Annotated in this window: 13 protein-coding genes and 4 tRNA genes; 2 read left to right on the top strand and 15 right to left on the bottom strand. The window is 50.2% G+C overall.

Annotation, left to right across the window (positions count from 1 at the left end; all coding sequences use genetic code 11):
- Window positions 1-57: 57 nt before the first annotated feature.
- The 13 genes from rpoC to ACVLVH_RS23565 all read right to left on the bottom strand — a co-directional run bounded on the left by rpoC (window position 58) and on the right by ACVLVH_RS23565 (window position 14,247).
- A complete protein-coding gene (gene rpoC, locus ACVLVH_RS23625; RefSeq protein ID WP_101763019.1) occupies window positions 58-4,281 on the bottom strand; it encodes a DNA-directed RNA polymerase subunit beta' in 4,224 nt (1,407 codons plus the stop codon).
- A 78-nt stretch (window positions 4,282-4,359) separates the two neighbouring features.
- Entirely contained in the window at window positions 4,360-8,388 is a 4,029-nt protein-coding gene (rpoB, locus tag ACVLVH_RS23620) for a DNA-directed RNA polymerase subunit beta (RefSeq protein ID WP_008108400.1), read from the bottom strand.
- A gap of 332 nt (window positions 8,389-8,720) precedes the next feature.
- Window positions 8,721-9,083 carry a 50S ribosomal protein L7/L12 gene (gene rplL, locus ACVLVH_RS23615; RefSeq protein WP_101763017.1) on the bottom strand — a complete coding sequence of 121 codons (363 nt, stop codon included), beginning with the start codon at window positions 9,081-9,083 and terminating at the stop codon, window positions 8,721-8,723.
- Between the two features lie 66 nt (window positions 9,084-9,149).
- Complete coding sequence (rplJ, locus tag ACVLVH_RS23610) at window positions 9,150-9,647, bottom strand: 50S ribosomal protein L10 (protein ID WP_007886294.1); 498 nt, start codon at window positions 9,645-9,647, stop codon at window positions 9,150-9,152.
- A gap of 349 nt (window positions 9,648-9,996) precedes the next feature.
- Entirely contained in the window at window positions 9,997-10,701 is a 705-nt protein-coding gene (rplA, locus tag ACVLVH_RS23605; RefSeq protein WP_007886296.1) for a 50S ribosomal protein L1, read from the bottom strand.
- 3 nt (window positions 10,702-10,704) lie between these two features.
- The gene (gene rplK / locus ACVLVH_RS23600) at window positions 10,705-11,133 is read right to left on the bottom strand and encodes a 50S ribosomal protein L11 (protein WP_007886298.1); all 429 of its coding nucleotides are present in this window, start codon (window positions 11,131-11,133) and stop codon (window positions 10,705-10,707) included.
- A gap of 148 nt (window positions 11,134-11,281) precedes the next feature.
- Complete coding sequence (gene nusG / locus ACVLVH_RS23595) at window positions 11,282-11,827, bottom strand: transcription termination/antitermination protein NusG (protein WP_007886300.1); 546 nt, start codon at window positions 11,825-11,827, stop codon at window positions 11,282-11,284.
- Window position 11,828: 1 nt separating this feature from the next.
- On the bottom strand, window positions 11,829-12,212 hold the full coding sequence (gene secE, locus ACVLVH_RS23590; protein ID WP_064741592.1) for a preprotein translocase subunit SecE: 384 nt from the start codon (window positions 12,210-12,212) through the stop codon (window positions 11,829-11,831).
- 227 nt (window positions 12,213-12,439) lie between these two features.
- On the bottom strand, window positions 12,440-13,624 hold the full coding sequence (gene tuf / locus ACVLVH_RS23585; RefSeq protein ID WP_110867595.1) for an elongation factor Tu: 1,185 nt from the start codon (window positions 13,622-13,624) through the stop codon (window positions 12,440-12,442).
- Between the two features lie 107 nt (window positions 13,625-13,731).
- Window positions 13,732-13,807 (bottom strand) — tRNA-Thr (locus ACVLVH_RS23580).
- Window positions 13,808-13,812: 5 nt separating this feature from the next.
- Window positions 13,813-13,887, bottom strand: a tRNA-Gly gene (locus ACVLVH_RS23575).
- A gap of 192 nt (window positions 13,888-14,079) precedes the next feature.
- Window positions 14,080-14,164: transfer RNA gene (locus ACVLVH_RS23570), tRNA-Tyr, on the bottom strand.
- 7 nt (window positions 14,165-14,171) lie between these two features.
- Window positions 14,172-14,247 (bottom strand) — tRNA-Thr (locus ACVLVH_RS23565).
- A gap of 328 nt (window positions 14,248-14,575) precedes the next feature.
- On the opposite strand from ACVLVH_RS23565, the gene ACVLVH_RS23560 reads away from it, so the two are divergent.
- Both ACVLVH_RS23560 and coaA read left to right on the top strand, forming a co-directional pair.
- Window positions 14,576-15,133 (top strand): GNAT family N-acetyltransferase, encoded by a 558-nt coding sequence (locus ACVLVH_RS23560; protein WP_101762580.1) that lies wholly within the window; start codon window positions 14,576-14,578, stop codon window positions 15,131-15,133.
- A 202-nt stretch (window positions 15,134-15,335) separates the two neighbouring features.
- Window positions 15,336-16,286 carry a type I pantothenate kinase gene (gene coaA / locus ACVLVH_RS23555; RefSeq protein ID WP_210082116.1) on the top strand — a complete coding sequence of 317 codons (951 nt, stop codon included), beginning with the start codon at window positions 15,336-15,338 and terminating at the stop codon, window positions 16,284-16,286.
- Window positions 16,287-16,346: 60 nt separating this feature from the next.
- Here the strand turns inward: coaA and birA are convergent, their stop codons facing one another.
- Together birA and murB are read right to left on the bottom strand one after the other, a co-directional pair.
- Window positions 16,347-17,309, bottom strand: coding sequence for a bifunctional biotin--[acetyl-CoA-carboxylase] ligase/biotin operon repressor BirA (gene birA, locus ACVLVH_RS23550; RefSeq protein WP_192415497.1), 963 nt, complete (start codon window positions 17,307-17,309; stop codon window positions 16,347-16,349).
- Complete coding sequence (murB, locus tag ACVLVH_RS23545; RefSeq protein WP_192415495.1) at window positions 17,306-18,343, bottom strand: UDP-N-acetylmuramate dehydrogenase; 1,038 nt, start codon at window positions 18,341-18,343, stop codon at window positions 17,306-17,308. The genes birA and murB overlap by 4 nt, the downstream gene beginning before the upstream one ends.
- Between the last annotated feature and the right edge of the window lie 192 nt (window positions 18,344-18,535).

Genomic DNA, 18,535 nt, shown 5'->3' with positions numbered 1-18,535 from the left:
GACGAAAAAAAACCCTGCCGAAGCAGGGTTTTTTATTGGTCAGCTTTAGCAGACGAATTATTCGTCGTCGCTTCCGCCCAGACCGGCGTTCAGCAATTCTGCCAGGCTTGCAGAGGCTTCATCCGCAGTAACCTGCGGTGCAACCGGTGCTTCGCCCGCAGAGCGGCGACGCATACGATCCTGGTGATAAGCATAACCGGTACCGGCTGGGATCAGACGACCCACGATGACGTTCTCTTTCAGGCCGCGCAGTTCATCACGCTTACCTGCAACTGCTGCTTCGGTCAGGACACGCGTGGTCTCCTGGAACGATGCTGCAGAGATGAACGATTCGGTTGCCAGTGACGCTTTGGTGATACCCAGCAGATCGCGCATGAATGTTGCGCCGATTTTGCCATTCGCTTCAAGTTCACGGTTAGAGATCTTGATGCGTGAGTATTCAGCCTGCTCACCTTCCAGGAAGTCGGTGCTTCCCACGCTCGAGATGGTTGCTTTACGCAGCATCTGACGAACGATGACTTCGATGTGTTTATCGTTAATCTTAACGCCTTGCAGACGGTAAACTTCCTGCACTTCGTTAGTGATGTAACGGGTCACAGCATGGACGCCACGCAGACGCAGGATGTCGTGCGGAGACTCTGGGCCGTCAGATACGACGTCACCACGTTCTACGCGCTCACCTTCGAATACGTTAAGCTGACGCCATTTTGGAATCATCTCTTCGTACGGATCGCTACCATCAACCGGCGTAATCACCAGACGACGCTTACCTTTGGTCTCTTTACCGAAGGAGATGATACCGCTGATCTCTGCCAGGATTGCTGGCTCTTTCGGACGACGCGCTTCGAACAAGTCAGCAACGCGCGGCAGACCACCGGTAATATCCTTGGTACCGCCAGATTCCTGCGGAACACGCGACAGCGTGTCACCGGCACTGATCTTAACGCCATCTTCCAGCTGAACAATTGCTTTGCCCGGCAGGAAGTACTGTGCTGGCATGTCGGTACCTGGAATCAAAACATCATTTCCGTTGGCATCAACAATTTTCAGCGCAGGACGCAGATCTTTACCACCCGCAGTACGTTCTGCAGAATCCAGAACCACCAGCGATGACAGACCGGTTAAGTCGTCAGTCTGACGCGTAATGGTCTGACCGTCGATCATGTCAGTGAAGCGAATGAAACCGCCCACTTCGGTGATGACCGGCATGGTATGCGGATCCCAGTTTGCTACGGTTTCGCCCGCGGCAACCTGCTCGCCATCACCTTTAGCCATGACCGCACCGTAAGGTACTTTATAGCTCTCTTTGGTACGACCGAACTCGTCGATCATCTTCAGCTCAACGTTACGTGAAACGATAACCAGTTTCCCTGAGGAGTTGGTTACAGACTTCGCGTTGGTCAGCTTGATAGTACCTTTGTTCTTCACCTGGATGCTGGATTCAGCAGCCGCACGAGATGCCGCACCACCGATGTGGAACGTACGCATCGTCAGCTGTGTACCCGGCTCACCGATGGACTGTGCTGCGATAACACCGATGGCCTCACCTTTGTTGATGATGTGACCACGTGCCAGATCGCGACCGTAGCAGTGTGCACACACACCGAAGTCGGTTTCACAGCCAACAACCGAGCGCACTTTGATCGCATCGACTGAATTCAGTTCGATCACATCACACCAGTGTTCATCGATCAGGGTGTTACGCGGGATCAGGATGTCCGCAGTGCCTGGCTTCAGAACGTCTTCAGCCGTTACACGACCCAGTACACGCTCACGCAGCGGCTCTTTAACGTCGCCACCTTCGATGACTGGAGTCATCATGATGCCTTCGAACGTGCCGCAGTCATCTTCGGTAACAACCAGATCCTGCGCTACGTCGACCAGACGACGCGTCAGATAACCGGAGTTAGCAGTTTTCAGTGCGGTATCCGCCAGACCTTTACGCGCACCGTGCGTGGAGATGAAGTACTGGAGTACGTTCAGACCTTCACGGAAGTTCGCGGTGATCGGCGTTTCGATGATTGAGCCATCTGGCTTAGCCATCAGACCACGCATACCGGCCAGCTGACGAATCTGTGCAGCAGAACCACGCGCACCGGAGTCGGCCATCATGTAGATGCTGTTGAACGATACCTGCTGCTCTTCTTCGCCATCACGGTTGATCACGGTTTCAGTTTGCAGGTTATCCATCATCGCTTTGGAAACACGTTCGTTAGCGGCGGCCCAAATATCGATAACTTTGTTGTAACGTTCGCCAGCAGTTACCAGACCAGACTGGAACTGTTCCTGAATCTCAGCAACTTCCGCTTCCGCTTCGGCTACGATTTCCGCTTTCTTCGCTGGGATGACCATGTCGTCGATACCTACAGAGGCACCTGAACGGGCTGCGTAAGCAAAACCGGTGTACATAGTTTGGTCAGCAAAGATAACGGTCGGCTTCAGACCAAGAATGCGGTAACAGGTGTTCAGCATCTTGGAAATGGCTTTCTTACCCAGCGCCTGGTTGACGATGGAGTAAGGCAGGCCTTTCGGAACGATCATCCACAGAATCGCACGACCAATGGTGGTGTCGATAATGCTGGTTTTCGCAACGAACTCTTCCTGCTCGTTCTTGGTGTATTCAGTGATACGCACTTTAACGCGTGCATGCAGCTCGGCCAGGCCAGCGCGATAAACACGCTCAGCTTCTTTCGGGCCAGTCAGCACCATGCCTTCGCCTTTGGCGTTCACTTTGTCGCGGGTCATGTAGTACAGACCCAAAACAACGTCCTGTGAAGGAACGATGATTGGCTCGCCGTTCGCTGGTGACAGAATGTTGTTGGTCGACATCATCAGCGCACGCGCTTCCAGCTGGGCTTCCAGCGTCAGCGGTACGTGAACAGCCATCTGGTCACCATCGAAGTCGGCGTTATATGCCGCACAAACCAGCGGGTGCAGCTGGATCGCTTTACCTTCGATCAGAACCGGTTCAAACGCCTGGATACCCAAACGGTGCAGAGTTGGTGCACGGTTCAGCAGTACCGGGTGTTCGCGGATCACTTCGTCCAGGATATCCCAAACGACAGCCTCTTCGCGCTCAACCATTTTCTTAGCGGCTTTGATGGTGGTGGCCAGGCCACGCAGTTCCAACTTGCCGTAGATGAACGGTTTGAACAGCTCAAGAGCCATTTTCTTCGGCAGACCGCACTGATGCAGACGCAGGTATGGACCAACGGTGATAACTGAACGGCCAGAGTAGTCAACACGTTTACCCAACAGGTTCTGACGGAAACGACCCTGCTTACCTTTGATCATGTCTGCCAGAGATTTCAGCGGACGCTTGTTCGAGCCAGTGATGGCGCGACCGCGACGGCCGTTATCCAGCAGTGCATCAACCGCTTCCTGCAACATACGTTTTTCGTTACGTACGATGATATCTGGCGCAGCCAGATCCAGCAGGCGTTTCAGACGGTTATTACGGTTGATCACGCGACGATACAGATCGTTCAGATCCGACGTTGCGAAACGACCACCGTCCAGCGGTACCAGCGGGCGCAGATCTGGCGGCAGAACCGGCAGAACGGTCAGGATCATCCACTCTGGCTTGTTACCAGACTGAACGAACGCTTCCAGCAGCTTGATACGCTTGGTCAGCTTTTTACGTTTGGTCTCGGAGTTGGTCTCGTTCAGCTCTTCACGCAGCTGCTCGCACTCTTGCTCCAGATCCATGTTTTTCAGCAGCGCCTGGATCGCTTCCGCACCCATCTTCGCGTCGAATTCGTCACCGAACTCTTCCAGCGCGTCAAGGTACTGCTCTTCCGTCAGAATCTGACGTTTTTCCAGGTTGGTCATGCCGCCTTCGATAACCACATAAGATTCGAAGTACAGCACGCGCTCGATATCACGCAGTGGCATATCCAGCAGTAAGCCGATACGCGAAGGCAGTGATTTCAGGAACCAAATGTGCGCAGTCGGTGAAGCCAGCTCAATGTGGCCCATGCGCTCACGACGTACTTTGGTCTGTGTAACTTCAACGCCACACTTCTCACAGATCACGCCGCGATGTTTTAAACGCTTGTACTTACCGCACAGGCATTCGTAGTCTTTTACCGGTCCAAAAATACGGGCACAGAAAAGACCGTCACGCTCAGGCTTGAAGGTACGGTAGTTAATGGTTTCCGGCTTTTTAACTTCACCAAAAGACCATGAACGGATCATGTCTGGCGAGGCCAGAGCAATTTTGATCGCATCAAACTCTTCGGTCTTAGTTTGCGCTTTCAGAAACTTAAGTAAGTCTTTCACGGATTAGCTCCCGTCGGAGTGGAACTCTCAGGGACGCGCACCCGAAGTGCACGTCCCGTAACCAGTACTTGCGAGTACTTACTCGTCTTCCAGCTCGATGTTGATACCCAGCGAGCGAATCTCTTTCAACAGTACGTTGAAGGATTCCGGCATGCCCGGTTCCATCTGATGGTTACCGTCGACGATGTTTTTATACATCTTCGTACGGCCGTTAACGTCATCAGATTTAACGGTAAGCATTTCCTGCAGGGTATACGCGGCACCGTATGCTTCCAGTGCCCACACTTCCATCTCACCGAAGCGCTGTCCACCGAACTGCGCTTTACCACCCAGCGGCTGCTGAGTAACCAAGCTGTAAGAACCGGTAGAACGTGCGTGCATCTTGTCGTCAACCAGGTGGTTCAGTTTCAGCATGTACATGTAACCTACGGTTACCTGACGCTCAAACTGCTCACCGGTACGGCCGTCGAACAGGGTGATCTGACCGGAAGAAGGCAATCCGCCGAGCTGCAGCAGCTCTTTGATTTCGCTCTCTTTCGCACCGTCAAACACCGGAGTCGCGATTGGCATACCCTTCTTCAGGTTCTCTGCCAGACGCAGTACTTCGTCATCTGTAAAGGTGTTCAGGTCAACTTTCTGACGCACATCAGTGCCCAGATCGTAAGCACGCTGGATGAACTCACGCAGTTTGGAGACTTCTTCCTGCTTCTTCAGCATCGCATTGATTTTTTCACCAATGCCTTTAGCCGCCATACCGAGGTGAGTTTCCAGAATCTGACCGATGTTCATACGCGATGGTACGCCCAGCGGGTTCAGTACGATGTCGACCGGCGTACCGTTCTCATCGTAAGGCATGTCTTCGATAGGGTTGATCTTCGAGATAACACCCTTGTTTCCGTGACGACCTGCCATCTTGTCACCAGGCTGAATCTGACGTTTAACGGCCAGATACACCTTAACGATTTTCAGCACGCCTGGTGCCAGATCATCGCCTTGGGTGATCTTGCGACGCTTAGCTTCAAGTTTCTTCTCAAACTCGTGCTTCAGTTCGTCGTACTGCTCAGCCAGCTGCTCCAGAGAGTTCTGCTTCTCTTCGTCAGTCAGGCCCAGCTCCAGCCAGCGCTCACGTGGCAGTTTGTCCAGCTTCTCAGCTTCAACACCACCCGAGATCAGTACTGCCTGGATACGGCCAAACAGGCCAGCTTCGAAGATCTGCAGTTCTTCAGACAGGTCTTTCTTAACCTGCTTCAGCTGCATCTCTTCGATTTCCAGCGCGCGCTTGTCTTTTTCCACGCCATCGCGAGTGAAGACCTGCACGTCAATAACAGTACCGGATACGCCGTTCGGAACGCGCAGTGACGAATCTTTTACGTCAGAGGCTTTTTCACCGAAGATCGCACGCAGCAGTTTCTCTTCTGGCGTCAGCTGGGTTTCACCTTTCGGTGTTACCTTACCAACCAGAATGTCGCCACCGGTCACTTCCGCACCGATGTACACAATGCCGGATTCATCCAGTTTAGAAAGCGCAGCTTCACCCACGTTCGGGATATCAGCGGTGATCTCTTCTGGCCCCAGCTTGGTGTCGCGAGACACACATGCCAGTTCCTGGATGTGGATAGTGGTGAAACGGTCTTCCTGAACCACACGCTCGGATACGAGGATGGAGTCTTCGAAGTTGTAACCGTTCCATGGCATGAACGCCACGCGCATATTCTGACCCAGCGCCAGTTCACCGAGGTCGGTAGACGGGCCATCTGCCAGCACGTCGCCACGCTCAATCGGCTCACCCAGATTGACACACGGCATCTGGTTGATGCAGGTGTTCTGGTTAGAACGGGTGTACTTGGTCAGGTTGTAGATGTCGATACCCGCTTCGCCCGGATACATCTCTTCTTCGTTAACTTTGATAACGATACGAGAAGCATCAACGTACTGAACGGTACCACCACGTTTCGCGACAGCAGTTACACCGGAGTCAACCGCTACTGCGCGTTCCATACCGGTACCAACCAGCGGCTTATCAGCACGCAGAGTTGGAACCGCCTGACGTTGCATGTTCGCACCCATCAAGGCGCGGTTAGCATCATCGTGCTCCAGGAACGGAATCAGTGAAGCACCGACAGAAACCACCTGTTGGGTGGAAACGTCCATGTAGTCAACCTGATCGCGGCTGAACAGGCTTGACTCACCCTTGCTACGGCAGGTGACGAGATCGTCAACAAAGCTGCCATCTTCTGCGAGGTTGGTGTTTGCCTGAGCGATAACGTAGTTACCCTCTTCAATTGCAGAGAGGTAATGAATTTCATCACTCACTTTCCCGTCAACAACGCGGCGATACGGGGTTTCAAGGAAACCGTATTCGTTAGTCTGCGCGTAAACCGAGAGTGAGTTGATCAGACCGATGTTCGGGCCTTCCGGAGTTTCGATAGGACATACACGACCGTAGTGCGTTGGGTGTACGTCACGTACTTCGAAGCCGGCGCGCTCACGGGTCAGACCGCCTGGGCCCAGAGCAGAGATACGACGTTTGTGCGTAATCTCGGACAATGGGTTGTTCTGATCCATAAACTGGGACAGCTGGCTTGAACCGAAGAACTCTTTCACCGCCGCCGAAATCGGCTTAGCGTTGATCATGTCCTGAGGCATCAGCGTATCGAGGTCGCCCAGAGACAGACGCTCTTTAACTGCACGCTCAACACGTACCAGACCCACACGGAACTGGTTTTCTGCCATCTCGCCAACAGAACGAATACGACGGTTACCGAGGTGATCGATATCATCCACTTCACCGATACCGTTACGGATACCGATAAGCTTTTTCATCACTTCGATGATGTCGTCTTTGCTCAGGATACCTGAACCTTCGATCTCATCACGCAGCAGAGAACGGTTGAACTTCATACGGCCAACCGCAGAAAGATCGTAACGATCTTCAGAGAAGAACAGGTTCTCGAACAGGTTTTCAGCAGCTTCACGCGTTGGTGGCTCACCAGGACGCATCATGCGGTAGATCTCAACCAGCGCGCTTAGACGATCGTTGGTTGGGTCTACACGCAGAGTCTCGGAGATGTACGCACCGTGATCAAGGTCGTTGGTGAACAGCGTTTCAATGCGCTTGTGGCCTGACTGGCTCAGTTTCGCCAGCAGATCCAGTGACAATTCCATGTTTGCAGGAACGATCAGCTCGCCGGTGTTCAGATCGACGTAGTCTTTAGCAACCACTTTGCCAGCAATGTATTCAACTGGCACTTCGATGTGCTGAATGTTGTCTTTTTCCAGCTGACGGATGTGGCGCGCAGTGATGCGACGACCTTTTTCAACGTAGACCGTGCCGTTTGCTTCGATATCGAAGGAGGCGGTTTCACCACGCAGGCGCTCAGGCACCAGTTCCATCTGCAGTTTGTTATCGCGGATTTCATAAACGACTTTATCAAAGAACAGATCAAGGATTTGTTCTGAAGTGAAGTTTAACGCGCGCAGAATGATACTGGCCGGCAGCTTACGACGACGGTCAATACGGACGAAGAGGTTGTCTTTCGGGTCAAACTCGAAATCGAGCCATGAACCGCGGTAAGGGATGATACGTGCGTTATACAGCACTTTACCGGAAGAGTGCGTTTTACCCTTATCGCTGTCGAAGAACACGCCAGGACTACGGTGCAGCTGAGAAACGATAACACGCTCAGTACCATTGATAACAAAGGTACCATTGTCCGTCATGAGTGGAATCTCACCCATGTAGACTTCTTGTTCTTTAATGTCTTTTACGGTGCCTTCCGGCGCTTCGCGCTCGTAGATCACCAGACGCAGTTTCACGCGCAGCGGTGCCGAATAGGTCACGCCACGGATCTGACATTCAGTTACGTCAAAGACAGGCTCACCCAAACGGTAGCTGACATACTGCAACTCAGAGTTGCCGCTGTAGCTTGAGATTGGGAATACGGAGCGGAAGGCTGCTTCCAGACCGTACTGGCCTTCTGGATCTTGCTCGATGAACTTCTGGAACGAGTCAAGCTGGATAGAAAGGAGATAAGGTATGTCCAAAACTTGTGGACGTTTACCAAAATCCTTACGAATACGTTTTTTCTCGGTATAGGAGTAAACCATGGGGTTCCTCAGCTAGCTGACATGTCGAACCACGCTGTCCGTCCTGAAAAGGACAGTTCATGCAACACTATTTTTTGTTTTTCATGCGATGCGCAGCACCCCATGCAATACATCTTTCTATCACTCTTAAATCATTTCATCGCCGTTGTTCAGGCAGGGAACCTTCGCAGGAGAGCGATATATTAAGGCGTCGATAGAAAAAGATATTGAAGAGGCATGATGGACAAACAGTGCGAAACGCCATCATTCCCCTGTAGCGCAAAAAGGCTGGTGACCTAAACAGTCACCAGCCATCAGCCTAATGTTACTCAGGCTGCAACCCGAAGGTTGTCTTACTTAACTTCAACTTCAGCGCCAGCTTCTTTCAGAGCAGCTTCAAGAGCGGCTGCGTCATCTTTGCTGATGCCTTCTTTGATAGTACCGGTAGCTTCAACCAGGTCTTTAGCTTCTTTCAAGCCCAGGCCAGTTGCAGTACGTACTGCTTTGATTACTGCGACTTTGTTAGCGCCAACAGCTTTCAGAATTACGTCGAATTCAGTTTTCTCTTCAACAGCTTCAGCTGGGCCAGCAGCAACAGCTACAGCGGCAGCAGCAGAAACGCCGAATTTTTCTTCCATAGCAGAAACCAGCTCAACTACTTCCATTACGGACATAGCGGCAACAGCTTCCAGAATTTGGTCTTTAGTGATAGACATATCGATTGTTCCTAAAAATCAGAAAAAGTTTATACGGTAGCAAGCACGAAGGAAAAGAATTTGGCCTTAAGCCGCTTCTTTTGCATCGCGCACAGCAGCCAGAGTACGGACCAGTTTGCCAGCAGCGGCTTCTTTCATGGTCGACATCAGACGTGCCAGTGCTTCTTCGTAAGTCGGCAGAGTTGCCAGACGGTCAATATTGGCCGCCGTGATCAGCTCACCTTCAAAGGCTGCAGCTTTGACCTCAAATTTTGCATTCGCTTTAGCGAAATCTTTGAACAAACGAGCGGCAGCGCCCGGGTGTTCCAAAGAGTATGCAATCAGGGTCGGACCAACAAACGTGTCTTTCAGGCACTCGAAAGGAGTACCTTCAACGACGCGGCGCAGCAGGGTGTTACGAACAACACGCATGTAAACGCCAGCTTCACGACCTGCTTTACGCAGTTCGGTCATTTTATCAACGGTCACGCCACGGGAATCCGCAACAACCGCTGAAAGCGCGCCTTTGGCTACTTCGCTAACTTCAGCAACAATCGCTTGTTTGCCTTGAAGATTTAATGCCATTAGCTTTTGCTCCTGGATTGACCGGGAATAATTTCCCGGAACTCACTTCACTTATTCACCCGAAGGCGATAAGCGCTATTACACGGTGAGCAGAATCCAGCGAAGAAATAATTCTTTTTGGTTCTGTCACCGTCTACGCAGGGTATTAAGCAAGATATCCGAAAATATTCTGCTCCTGCGGTCTCGGACGGAGGCCAGGATAAGGCCTGGCTCCAACCTAAGCGACTGAACAACCAAGTGTTTAGACTTTGTCACTCACTCGCTTTGAATCTGGGTTCTGAATTGTGCAAACAACCAGAACAACGGGCGTAAGATTCTAGATGAATTTTTCGCCCGTTACAAGCAGCAATTAGTTTGCTGATGCACTCAGACCAGCCTGGTCAACGGCAACGCCGGCGCCCATGGTGGTAGAGATGCTGACTTTCTTGATGTACACGCCTTTCGCCTGTGATGGTTTAGCTTTTTTCAGCGCAACCAGCAAAGATTCCAGGTTTTCTTTCAATTTGTCAGTGTCAAAATCCACTTTACCGATGGTGGTGTGGATGATGCCGTTTTTGTCGTTACGATAACGAACCTGACCTGCTTTAGCATTTTTAACTGCTTCAGCAACGTTCGGCGTTACAGTACCAACTTTCGGGTTTGGCATCAGACCGCGTGGGCCCAGAACCTGGCCCAACTGGCCAACAACGCGCATTGCATCTGGAGATGCGATTACAACGTCAAAGTTCATTTCGCCTTTTTTGATCTGCTCAGCCAGGTCTTCCATACCAACCAGTTCTGCGCCAGCTGCTTTAGCAGCTTCAGCGTTTGCACCTTGGGTGAAGACGGCAACACGTACTGAACGACCAGTACCGTGTGGCAGAACGGTCGCACCGCGCACGTTCTGATCAGATTTACGTGCATCGATGCCGAGGTTAACGGCAACGTCAACGCTTTCTACGAACTTGGCAGTAGCCAGTTCTTTCAGCAGAGCAACAGCTTCGTTAATGTCGTACTGCTTAGTAGCATCAACTTTGTCACGGATTACGCTCATGCGCTTGGTCAGCTTAGCCATTTCTTAATCCTCTACTACCAGGCCCATGGAACGAGCAGTACCTTCGATAGAGCGAGTCATCGCTTCTACGTCAGAACCAGTCATGTCCGCAGCTTTAGTTTCTGCGATTTCACGTACCTGAGCACGGGAAACTTTACCGACTTTGTCTTTGTTCGGCTTACCAGAACCAGACTTGATGCCCGCTGCTTTTTTCAGCAGTACGGCAGCCGGAGGCGTTTTGGTAACGAAGGTGAAAGAACGGTCACTGTATACGGTGATAACAACAGGAGTAGGCAGGCCTTTCTCCAGGGATTCAGTCTTAGCGTTGAACGCTTTGCAGAATTCCATAATGTTAACACCCTGCTGACCCAGTGCTGGACCAACAGGTGGACTTGGGTTAGCCATACCAGCTGCAACTTGCAACTTAACGTAGGCTTGTACTTTCTTGGCCATGATAATTCCTCAATTGGGTTATAACGCCTGAAAAACAGGCTCCCCGTGATAACGATTTATATGCCGTTGCGGGCACATAAAAACAGAAGGCGCGAAATTATAGGTAAATTTCGCGCCTTCCGCAAGAGCTAAAAAGTGAACAGAAGGGTTAACCTTTCTCCACCTGAGCGAAGTCGAGTTCCACTGGGGTTGCACGACCAAAGATGGAAACGGACACTTTCAAGCGGCTCTTCTCGTAATCCACTTCTTCGACCACTCCGTTGAAGTCGGCAAACGGGCCGTCGCTGACGCGTACCATCTCGCCTGGCTCGAACAGCGTTTTTGGACGCGGCTTATCACCCACCTGCTGCAGGCGGTTCATAATCGCATCTACTTCTTTATCACTGATTGGCGCAGGACGGTCGGAAGTACCACCGATAAAGCCCATTACACGCGGTACACTGCGTACTAAGTGCCAGCTGGCGTCATTCATTACCATCTGAACCAATACGTAGCCAGGGAAGAATTTACGTTCGCTTTTGCGACGCTGGCCGCCACGGATTTCGACGACTTCTTCAGTCGGCACCATGACTTCGCCAAAAAGCTCTTCCATGTTGTGCAGTTTGATATGCTCGTGCAGCGATTTCGCTACGCGGGCTTCAAAACCAGAGAACGCCTGAACGACGTACCAGCGTTTTTTTGGAGCTTCAGACATCTCAGAACCTCAGGCCAGTGATAAACGATACCAGACGGACCAGAATACCATCCAGCCCCCACAAAATCAGTGACATCACGGCAGTAACCGCGGCAACGATTAACGTGGTGTGCAGTGTTTCCTGGCGAGTCGGCCAAATGACCTTACGCATTTCGGTTTTAGCTTCACGGGCAAATGCCACAGTCGCTTTGCCTTTGATTGTCAGCAAAGCAATGCCGCCCGCTGCAGCGATCAGCACAACCACAGCCAGCGCGCGCAGAGGCAATGTTACATCGCGATAGATATAGTTGCCGACGATTGCTACCAGGAGCAATGCGATCACAACTACCCATTTCATCGCTTCAAGGCCGCGCCCGCTTCCTTGAGCTTCGGTATTCGCACTCATAAACCAACCTGCCACAATAATTCAGAAACTATACTGCCCCGCAGTGCGAGGCATCCAAACCGAATGAGCTTTTGAGCGTAACTCGGTATCCAACGCCGTGAAACAGAGCCTGTCTCAGCAATGATTATGATGCAAAATCACTGATGAGCCAGGTTCTATACAACAGCGTGCAAAAAGGGCATCAAATGATGCCCTTTCCTTGTGCATTGCGTCAAATCTTATCGCAGTTAAGCGATAATTTCAGCAACAACACCCGCACCAACAGTACGGCCGCCTTCACGGATTGCGAAACGCAGACCCTGATCCATAGCGATTGGCTTGATCAAAGTAACGGTCATTTTTACGTTGTCGCCTGGCATTACCATCTCAACGCCTTCTGGCAGTTGAACGTCACCGGTCACGTCAGTAGTACGGAAGTAGAACTGAGGACGGTAGCCTTTGAAGAACGGAGTATGGCGGCCGCCTTCATCTTTAGACAGAACGTAAACTTCTGAAGTGAACTGGGTATGTGGCTTGATTGAACCCGGCTTAGCCAGAACCTGGCCACGCTCGATGTCTTCACGCTTGATACCACGCAGCAGAACACCACAGTTCTCGCCTGCCTGACCCTGATCCAGCAGTTTGCGGAACATTTCAACGCCAGTACAGGTTGATTTCACAGTGTCTTTAAGGCCAACAACTTCAACTTCGTCGCCCACTTTAACGATACCGCGCTCAACACGACCGGTAACAACGGTACCACGGCCAGAGATTGAGAATACGTCTTCGATTGGCAGCAGGAACGGCTTGTCGATTGCACGTACTGGCTCTGGGATATAGGTATCCAGGTGCTCAGCCAGCTCAATGATCTTAGCTTCCCACTCAGCGTCGCCTTCCAGCGCTTTCAGAGCAGAACCACGTACGATTGGAGTGTCGTCGCCTGGGAAGTCATATGCTGACAGCAGGTCACGTACTTCCATCTCAACCAGTTCCAGCAGCTCTTCATCATCAACCATGTCGCACTTGTTCAGGAACACGATGATGTAAGGAACGCCAACCTGACGACCCAGCAGGATGTGCTCACGGGTCTGTGGCATTGGGCCATCAGTCGCAGCAACAACCAGGATCGCGCCGTCCATCTGCGCTGCACCGGTGATCATGTTTTTCACATAGTCGGCGTGGCCTGGGCAGTCAACGTGCGCATAGTGGCGAGACGGGGTTTCATATTCAACGTGAGAAGTGTTGATGGTGATACCACGTGCTTTCTCTTCTGGCGCTTTATCGATCTCATCGAATTTGCTTGCCTTACCGCCGTAGGTTTTAGCCAGTACGGTAGTAATTGCTGCAGTCAGGGTGGTTTTACCGTGGTCGACGTGACCGATGGTGCCCACGTTTACGTGCAGTTTATTACGCTGAAATTGCTCTTTAGCCATCGCTAGTCCCTCTAAGACACGGATATATCGAAGATATCGTCATATCAACCAGGCATTGCCTGACTGTTTGGTTTACAGAGAGAGAATCAGGAGAGAGATAAAGGAAGTGGTGCTGATACCCAGAGTCGAACTGGGGACCTCACCCTTACCAAGGGTGCGCTCTACCAACTGAGCCATATCAGCACATCTGGAGCGGGCAGCGGGAATCGAACCCGCATCATCAGCTTGGAAGGCTGAGGTAATAGCCATTATACGATGCCCGCATCCTGGAACTCGGCTACCTGTTCTTTCTGTAGCTTATGAATAATAAAAGAAGACCTTCTATTATTCGAGCCGGTCAGAGTTGCTGACCAACTTTGATTGCGCTAATGCGCAATCTGAAATTCGAAGGTGAGAGATGAAGAACTCACCCATCAGATAAAGACTTTATCTGATGCCCAACCAGGAGGTTGAGATGGTGGTGGGAGAAGGATTCGAACCTTCGAAGTCTGTGACGGCAGATTTACAGTCTGCTCCCTTTGGCCGCTCGGGAATCCCACCTACTTGATGGTGCCGGCTACCGGAATCGAACTGGTGACCTACTGATTACAAGTCAGTTGCTCTACCAACTGAGCTAAGCCGGCATCAAGTGGAGCGCATTCTAGGAATACCCGAAGAAGGATGCAACAAAAAAATCGTCAAAATTGTTCTATCGCTTACTATTTGTGCAAATCATCTCAAATCAGCCATCAGCTGCAGTAAAATCACCCTAAACCTGTGCATTTTTACACCACCACATCGATTGATTGCTATGAACCGCCATCATTTTCAATGCACATATTTGAAGCACACTGCCTTTCTGCTGTGCAAATTGTAGAAAATTTTTTGTGAAACTACCCGCTACACTCGTTTTTTCTGCTGGCCTGCATTTTGCTTATCTATTTAATCGGGTCATTAAATGGAGGATGTCGCATGAATATTGTTCAGCTCACTGCAGAAACATTACCCCTTTATCGTCAGGCTTTGGCTGCCCTGATGGTTGAAGCGGTAAAAAACAATATGACTTCGGCATTTCAACATTCGCAAAAGATGCAACAGTATCAGGATGCCGAGCGCTATTTTCATAGCTTGCGCAACAAAATGGCACGCCATGAGTTGCTGCTATGGATTGCCGTCATCGACTCGGTTGTGGTGGGAAGCGTGCAGCTCAATATTTGTCAGCGTCCAGATGGACAAAATCGCGCGGAAGTTTTACAGCTGCTTGTGCATTCAAATGCTCAGCGAGAAGGGATTGGACGCAGATTAATGCAGACGCTTGAGCACAAGGCAGAAAGCTATCAGCGTGGTCTGCTTTATTTGGATGTCATTGCAGGTTCTGCAGAAGAAATTTTTTATCGGGCACATGGCTACCGCTATTTAGGGGAATTGCCCGACTATGCATTATGCGCGGATGGGCATCCTCATCCCGGCGCGATTTACTATAAACGTCTGCGTACCAGCCCAGCAGAAAATGTAGCGACAAGCTACTGACCGACAAGAAAAATGCGGGCACGCTTGCGAAAGCGTGCTCCTGTTTATCATTTTACTTCTTTTTAAAGTCACACTGGTGTTACCCTCCTGCCCATTGTTCTCGTTAATTACCCCTGTGACGTGCAATTGAGTTTGATACATCTTCGTATGCCTAATGCAGCAAGGTGTTGATTAATCAGAATTTGCACTCAGATGCATGCTTATGAGTAAAAAAACGACACCTCTTACTACGCCTTATTTGCAGTTCAATCGCCAGCAATGGGCAGCACTACGCGATTCAGTACCAATGACATTGGCTGAAGGTGAAATTGAGCGTCTGCGTGGTATCAATGAAGATCTTTCATTAGAAGAAGTGGCCGAGATTTATCTGCCGCTATCGCGTCTGCTTAATTTTTATATCAGTTCTAATCTGCGTCGTCAGGCGGTGCTTGAGCAATTCCTTGGCACTAATGGGCAGAAAATCCCTTATATCATCAGTATTGCCGGCAGCGTTGCGGTAGGAAAAAGCACAACTGCTCGTGTGCTTCAGGCACTTCTTAGCCGCTGGCCAGAACACCGCAAAGTAGAACTGATCACTACTGATGGTTTTTTGCATCCTAATGCCGTGCTTAAAGAACGCGGTTTGATGAAGAAAAAAGGGTTCCCGCAATCTTACGATATGCATCGCCTGGTTAACTTCGTATCTGATTTAAAATCGGGTGCTAGCCAGGTGACAGCGCCGGTTTATTCTCATCTGATTTATGATGTCATTCCGGATGGCGATAAAGTCGTACAACAGCCTGATATTCTTATTCTTGAAGGATTGAATGTGCTGCAAAGCGGTATGGACTATCCTCACGATCCTCATCATGTATTTGTCTCTGATTTCGTGGATTTTTCAATTTACGTCGATGCACCAGAGTCTTTACTTGAGAACTGGTATGTAAATCGCTTTTTGAAATTCCGTGAGGGCGCGTTTAGCGATCCGGACTCTTATTTCCATCACTATTCGCAATTACCTGAAGAGGATGCACTCAATATTGCGCATGGGCTATGGAAAGAGATTAACTGGCTTAATTTAAAGGAAAATATCCTGCCTACACGTGAACGAGCAAGTCTTATTATGACGAAGTCGGCTGATCATGCGGTGCAAAGTGTACGTTTGAGGAAATAGTCTTTTTTATAAAATGCCCATAAAAGATCGTGGGCATTTTAATTTGTTAGCTCAGATGCATTAATTGTCTGGACGAAGAGAAATCTCACCCCCAACCCAGGATTTAATGACTCCATTCTGCTCCAGTAATAAGCCACCCTGCTTATCAATACCTCGCGCAATGCCATGTACCTCACGATCCCCAATAAGAAGCTTCACTGGGCGATTAATGAAGTTATCAAGGGCTTCCCAGCGGGAAACAAATGGCGCCAAACCATCGCGCTCAAAAATAGGTAACGCTTCACGCAGGCTATTGATCAACTTCGCAGCTAACTCGTTGCGATCGATATCAACACCAGCTTCCTGAAGATTAATCCAACCCTGATTAATTTCTGCCGTGCCTTCTGAACGCATCAGCAAATTGACACCAGCACCTATAACAATCTGAGCTGCATCGCCGGTTTTTCCAGTTAACTCAACTAAAATACCAGCAAGCTTACGATCGTTAAGATAGAGATCATTCGGCCATTTAACCCGGACATCCGGAGCACCTAATGACTGAATCACTTCTGCCATGATGATACCAATCACCAGACTCAGGCCCATCGCCGCAGCAGGCCCCTGATCAAGACGCCAATACATGGACATATACAGGTTGGAGCCAAACGGTGAAAACCATTTACGCCCGCGACGTCCGCGCCCTGCTTGCTGATACTCGGCAATGCATGCGTAGCCAGACGGCAATTGATCCATCCGATCCAGCAAATACTGGTTGGTAGAATCGATAACAGGAATAACCGCCAGATTAGGTTGATGCAGGAGAGACAGAATGATTTCTTCATCCAGTAACTGAATTGGCTCTGGTAAGCTGTAGCCTTTACCCGTTACCGTATATACATCCAGACCCCAACTTTTGAGAGTCTGTATATGTTTATTAATGGCAGCACGGCTCATACCAAGCGCTTCGCCCAGCTGCTCACCAGAGTGAAATTCACCATCGGCCACCAATGCCACTAACTTTAACGGCACGCTATTATCTTTCATGAAATTACCTCAACGGCATTACGCTCGCCTCGAGCACCGATAAAGCGCACTTCTGGCTCCAGCCAAACATCAAACTTTTGTCCGACTCTATTCCTAACCTGATGCGCTAAATCGACAATATCCTGTGGAGTGGCATAATCTTCATTTATCAATACCAAAGCCTGCTGACGGTGAACTGCGGCGCCACCTACACGGAAGCCTTTAAGACCACATTGGTCGATCAACCAGCCAGCTGCTAATTTCACTTCGCCACTGGCCTGTGGATAATGAGGAATGGATGGCCACTGCTTAATTAGCGCATCTGCATGCTCAGCTGTGATCAGCGGATTTTTGAAGAAACTACCGACATTACCTGTGATTTTTGGGTCGGGCAGTTTGCTTTGGCGCATATGGCAAATAGCATTGAATACATCCCAGGCACACACTGTTGCTGGGTTTAACTTAGTCAGCTCGCCATAAGTTAGAACAGGTTTCCACTGTTTTGCCAGACGTAATCCTACTGCAACAATGACATAGTCATCCTTCATTGCATGTTTGAAAATACTATCGCGATAGCTAAACTGGCACTCTTCTCGATACAAACGAATTATATGTTGCGTTGGGAGATGTATCGCTTCAACGTAGTGACAGATATCTTTAAATTCGACACCATACGCACCGATATTTTGAATCGGTGCTGAGCCGGCCATACCAGGAATTAGCGCCAGGTTTTCCAGTCCTGTAATACCCTTCTTTAGCGTGTTTTCAACTAAAGCATGCCAATTTTCGCCGGCACCAACATGCAAGTGCCAGGCTTCGTCATGCTCTTCGATAGCGATGCCTTTAATCGCATTAATTACCACCGAGCCGCTAAAATCTTCAAGAAAGAGTACGTTGCTCCCTTCGCCTAATACAATAAAAGGCAGATTTGATTGCTGACTGTTTTTCCAGGCCAAAGTAATTGCGTCAGGAGTTTCAGCGATGGTCAGCGTTTGTGCATTGATCGTAAGACCAAGAGTGTTGAAAGCTTTCAGGGATGTATTGGGGCTGGACATTTCACGGCCTTTACTGATTAATCTGACCGTAGTTTACCTGATCGGTAGGTTGCGAGTTTGATGTTTTCTTATTTCTGATGGGAAATTGCTAATGTATAGACGTAAAAAAGCCCCGGACTTTCGTCCGGGGCTTCTTCACTATTTGATGCCTGGCAGTTCCCTACTCTCGCATGGGGAGGCCCCACACTACCA

The sequence above is a fragment of the Kluyvera sp. 1366 genome (assembly GCF_054823405.1).
The sequence above is the reverse complement of the archived record's forward strand: the minus strand, read 5'-3'. Positions and strand labels throughout refer to the sequence as shown.

What these genes read in the sequence shown, in the direction of transcription:
- coaA (WP_210082116.1), top strand. Translation starts at nt 15,336, where the DNA reads ATGAGTAAAAAAACGACACCTCTTACTACGCCTTATTTGCAGTTCAAT.
- nusG (WP_007886300.1), bottom strand. Translation starts at nt 11,827, where the DNA reads ATGTCTGAAGCTCCAAAAAAACGCTGGTACGTCGTTCAGGCGTTCTCT.
- secE (WP_064741592.1), bottom strand. Translation starts at nt 12,212, where the DNA reads ATGAGTGCGAATACCGAAGCTCAAGGAAGCGGGCGCGGCCTTGAAGCG.
- ACVLVH_RS23560 (WP_101762580.1), top strand. Translation starts at nt 14,576, where the DNA reads ATGAATATTGTTCAGCTCACTGCAGAAACATTACCCCTTTATCGTCAG.
- birA (WP_192415497.1), bottom strand. Translation starts at nt 17,309, where the DNA reads ATGAAAGATAATAGCGTGCCGTTAAAGTTAGTGGCATTGGTGGCCGAT.
- rpoB (WP_008108400.1), bottom strand. Translation starts at nt 8,388, where the DNA reads ATGGTTTACTCCTATACCGAGAAAAAACGTATTCGTAAGGATTTTGGT.
- rplJ (WP_007886294.1), bottom strand. Translation starts at nt 9,647, where the DNA reads ATGGCATTAAATCTTCAAGGCAAACAAGCGATTGTTGCTGAAGTTAGC.
- rplA (WP_007886296.1), bottom strand. Translation starts at nt 10,701, where the DNA reads ATGGCTAAGCTGACCAAGCGCATGAGCGTAATCCGTGACAAAGTTGAT.
- rplK (WP_007886298.1), bottom strand. Translation starts at nt 11,133, where the DNA reads ATGGCCAAGAAAGTACAAGCCTACGTTAAGTTGCAAGTTGCAGCTGGT.
- tuf (WP_110867595.1), bottom strand. Translation starts at nt 13,624, where the DNA reads ATGGCTAAAGAGCAATTTCAGCGTAATAAACTGCACGTAAACGTGGGC.
- murB (WP_192415495.1), bottom strand. Translation starts at nt 18,343, where the DNA reads ATGTCCAGCCCCAATACATCCCTGAAAGCTTTCAACACTCTTGGTCTT.
- rplL (WP_101763017.1), bottom strand. Translation starts at nt 9,083, where the DNA reads ATGTCTATCACTAAAGACCAAATTCTGGAAGCTGTTGCCGCTATGTCC.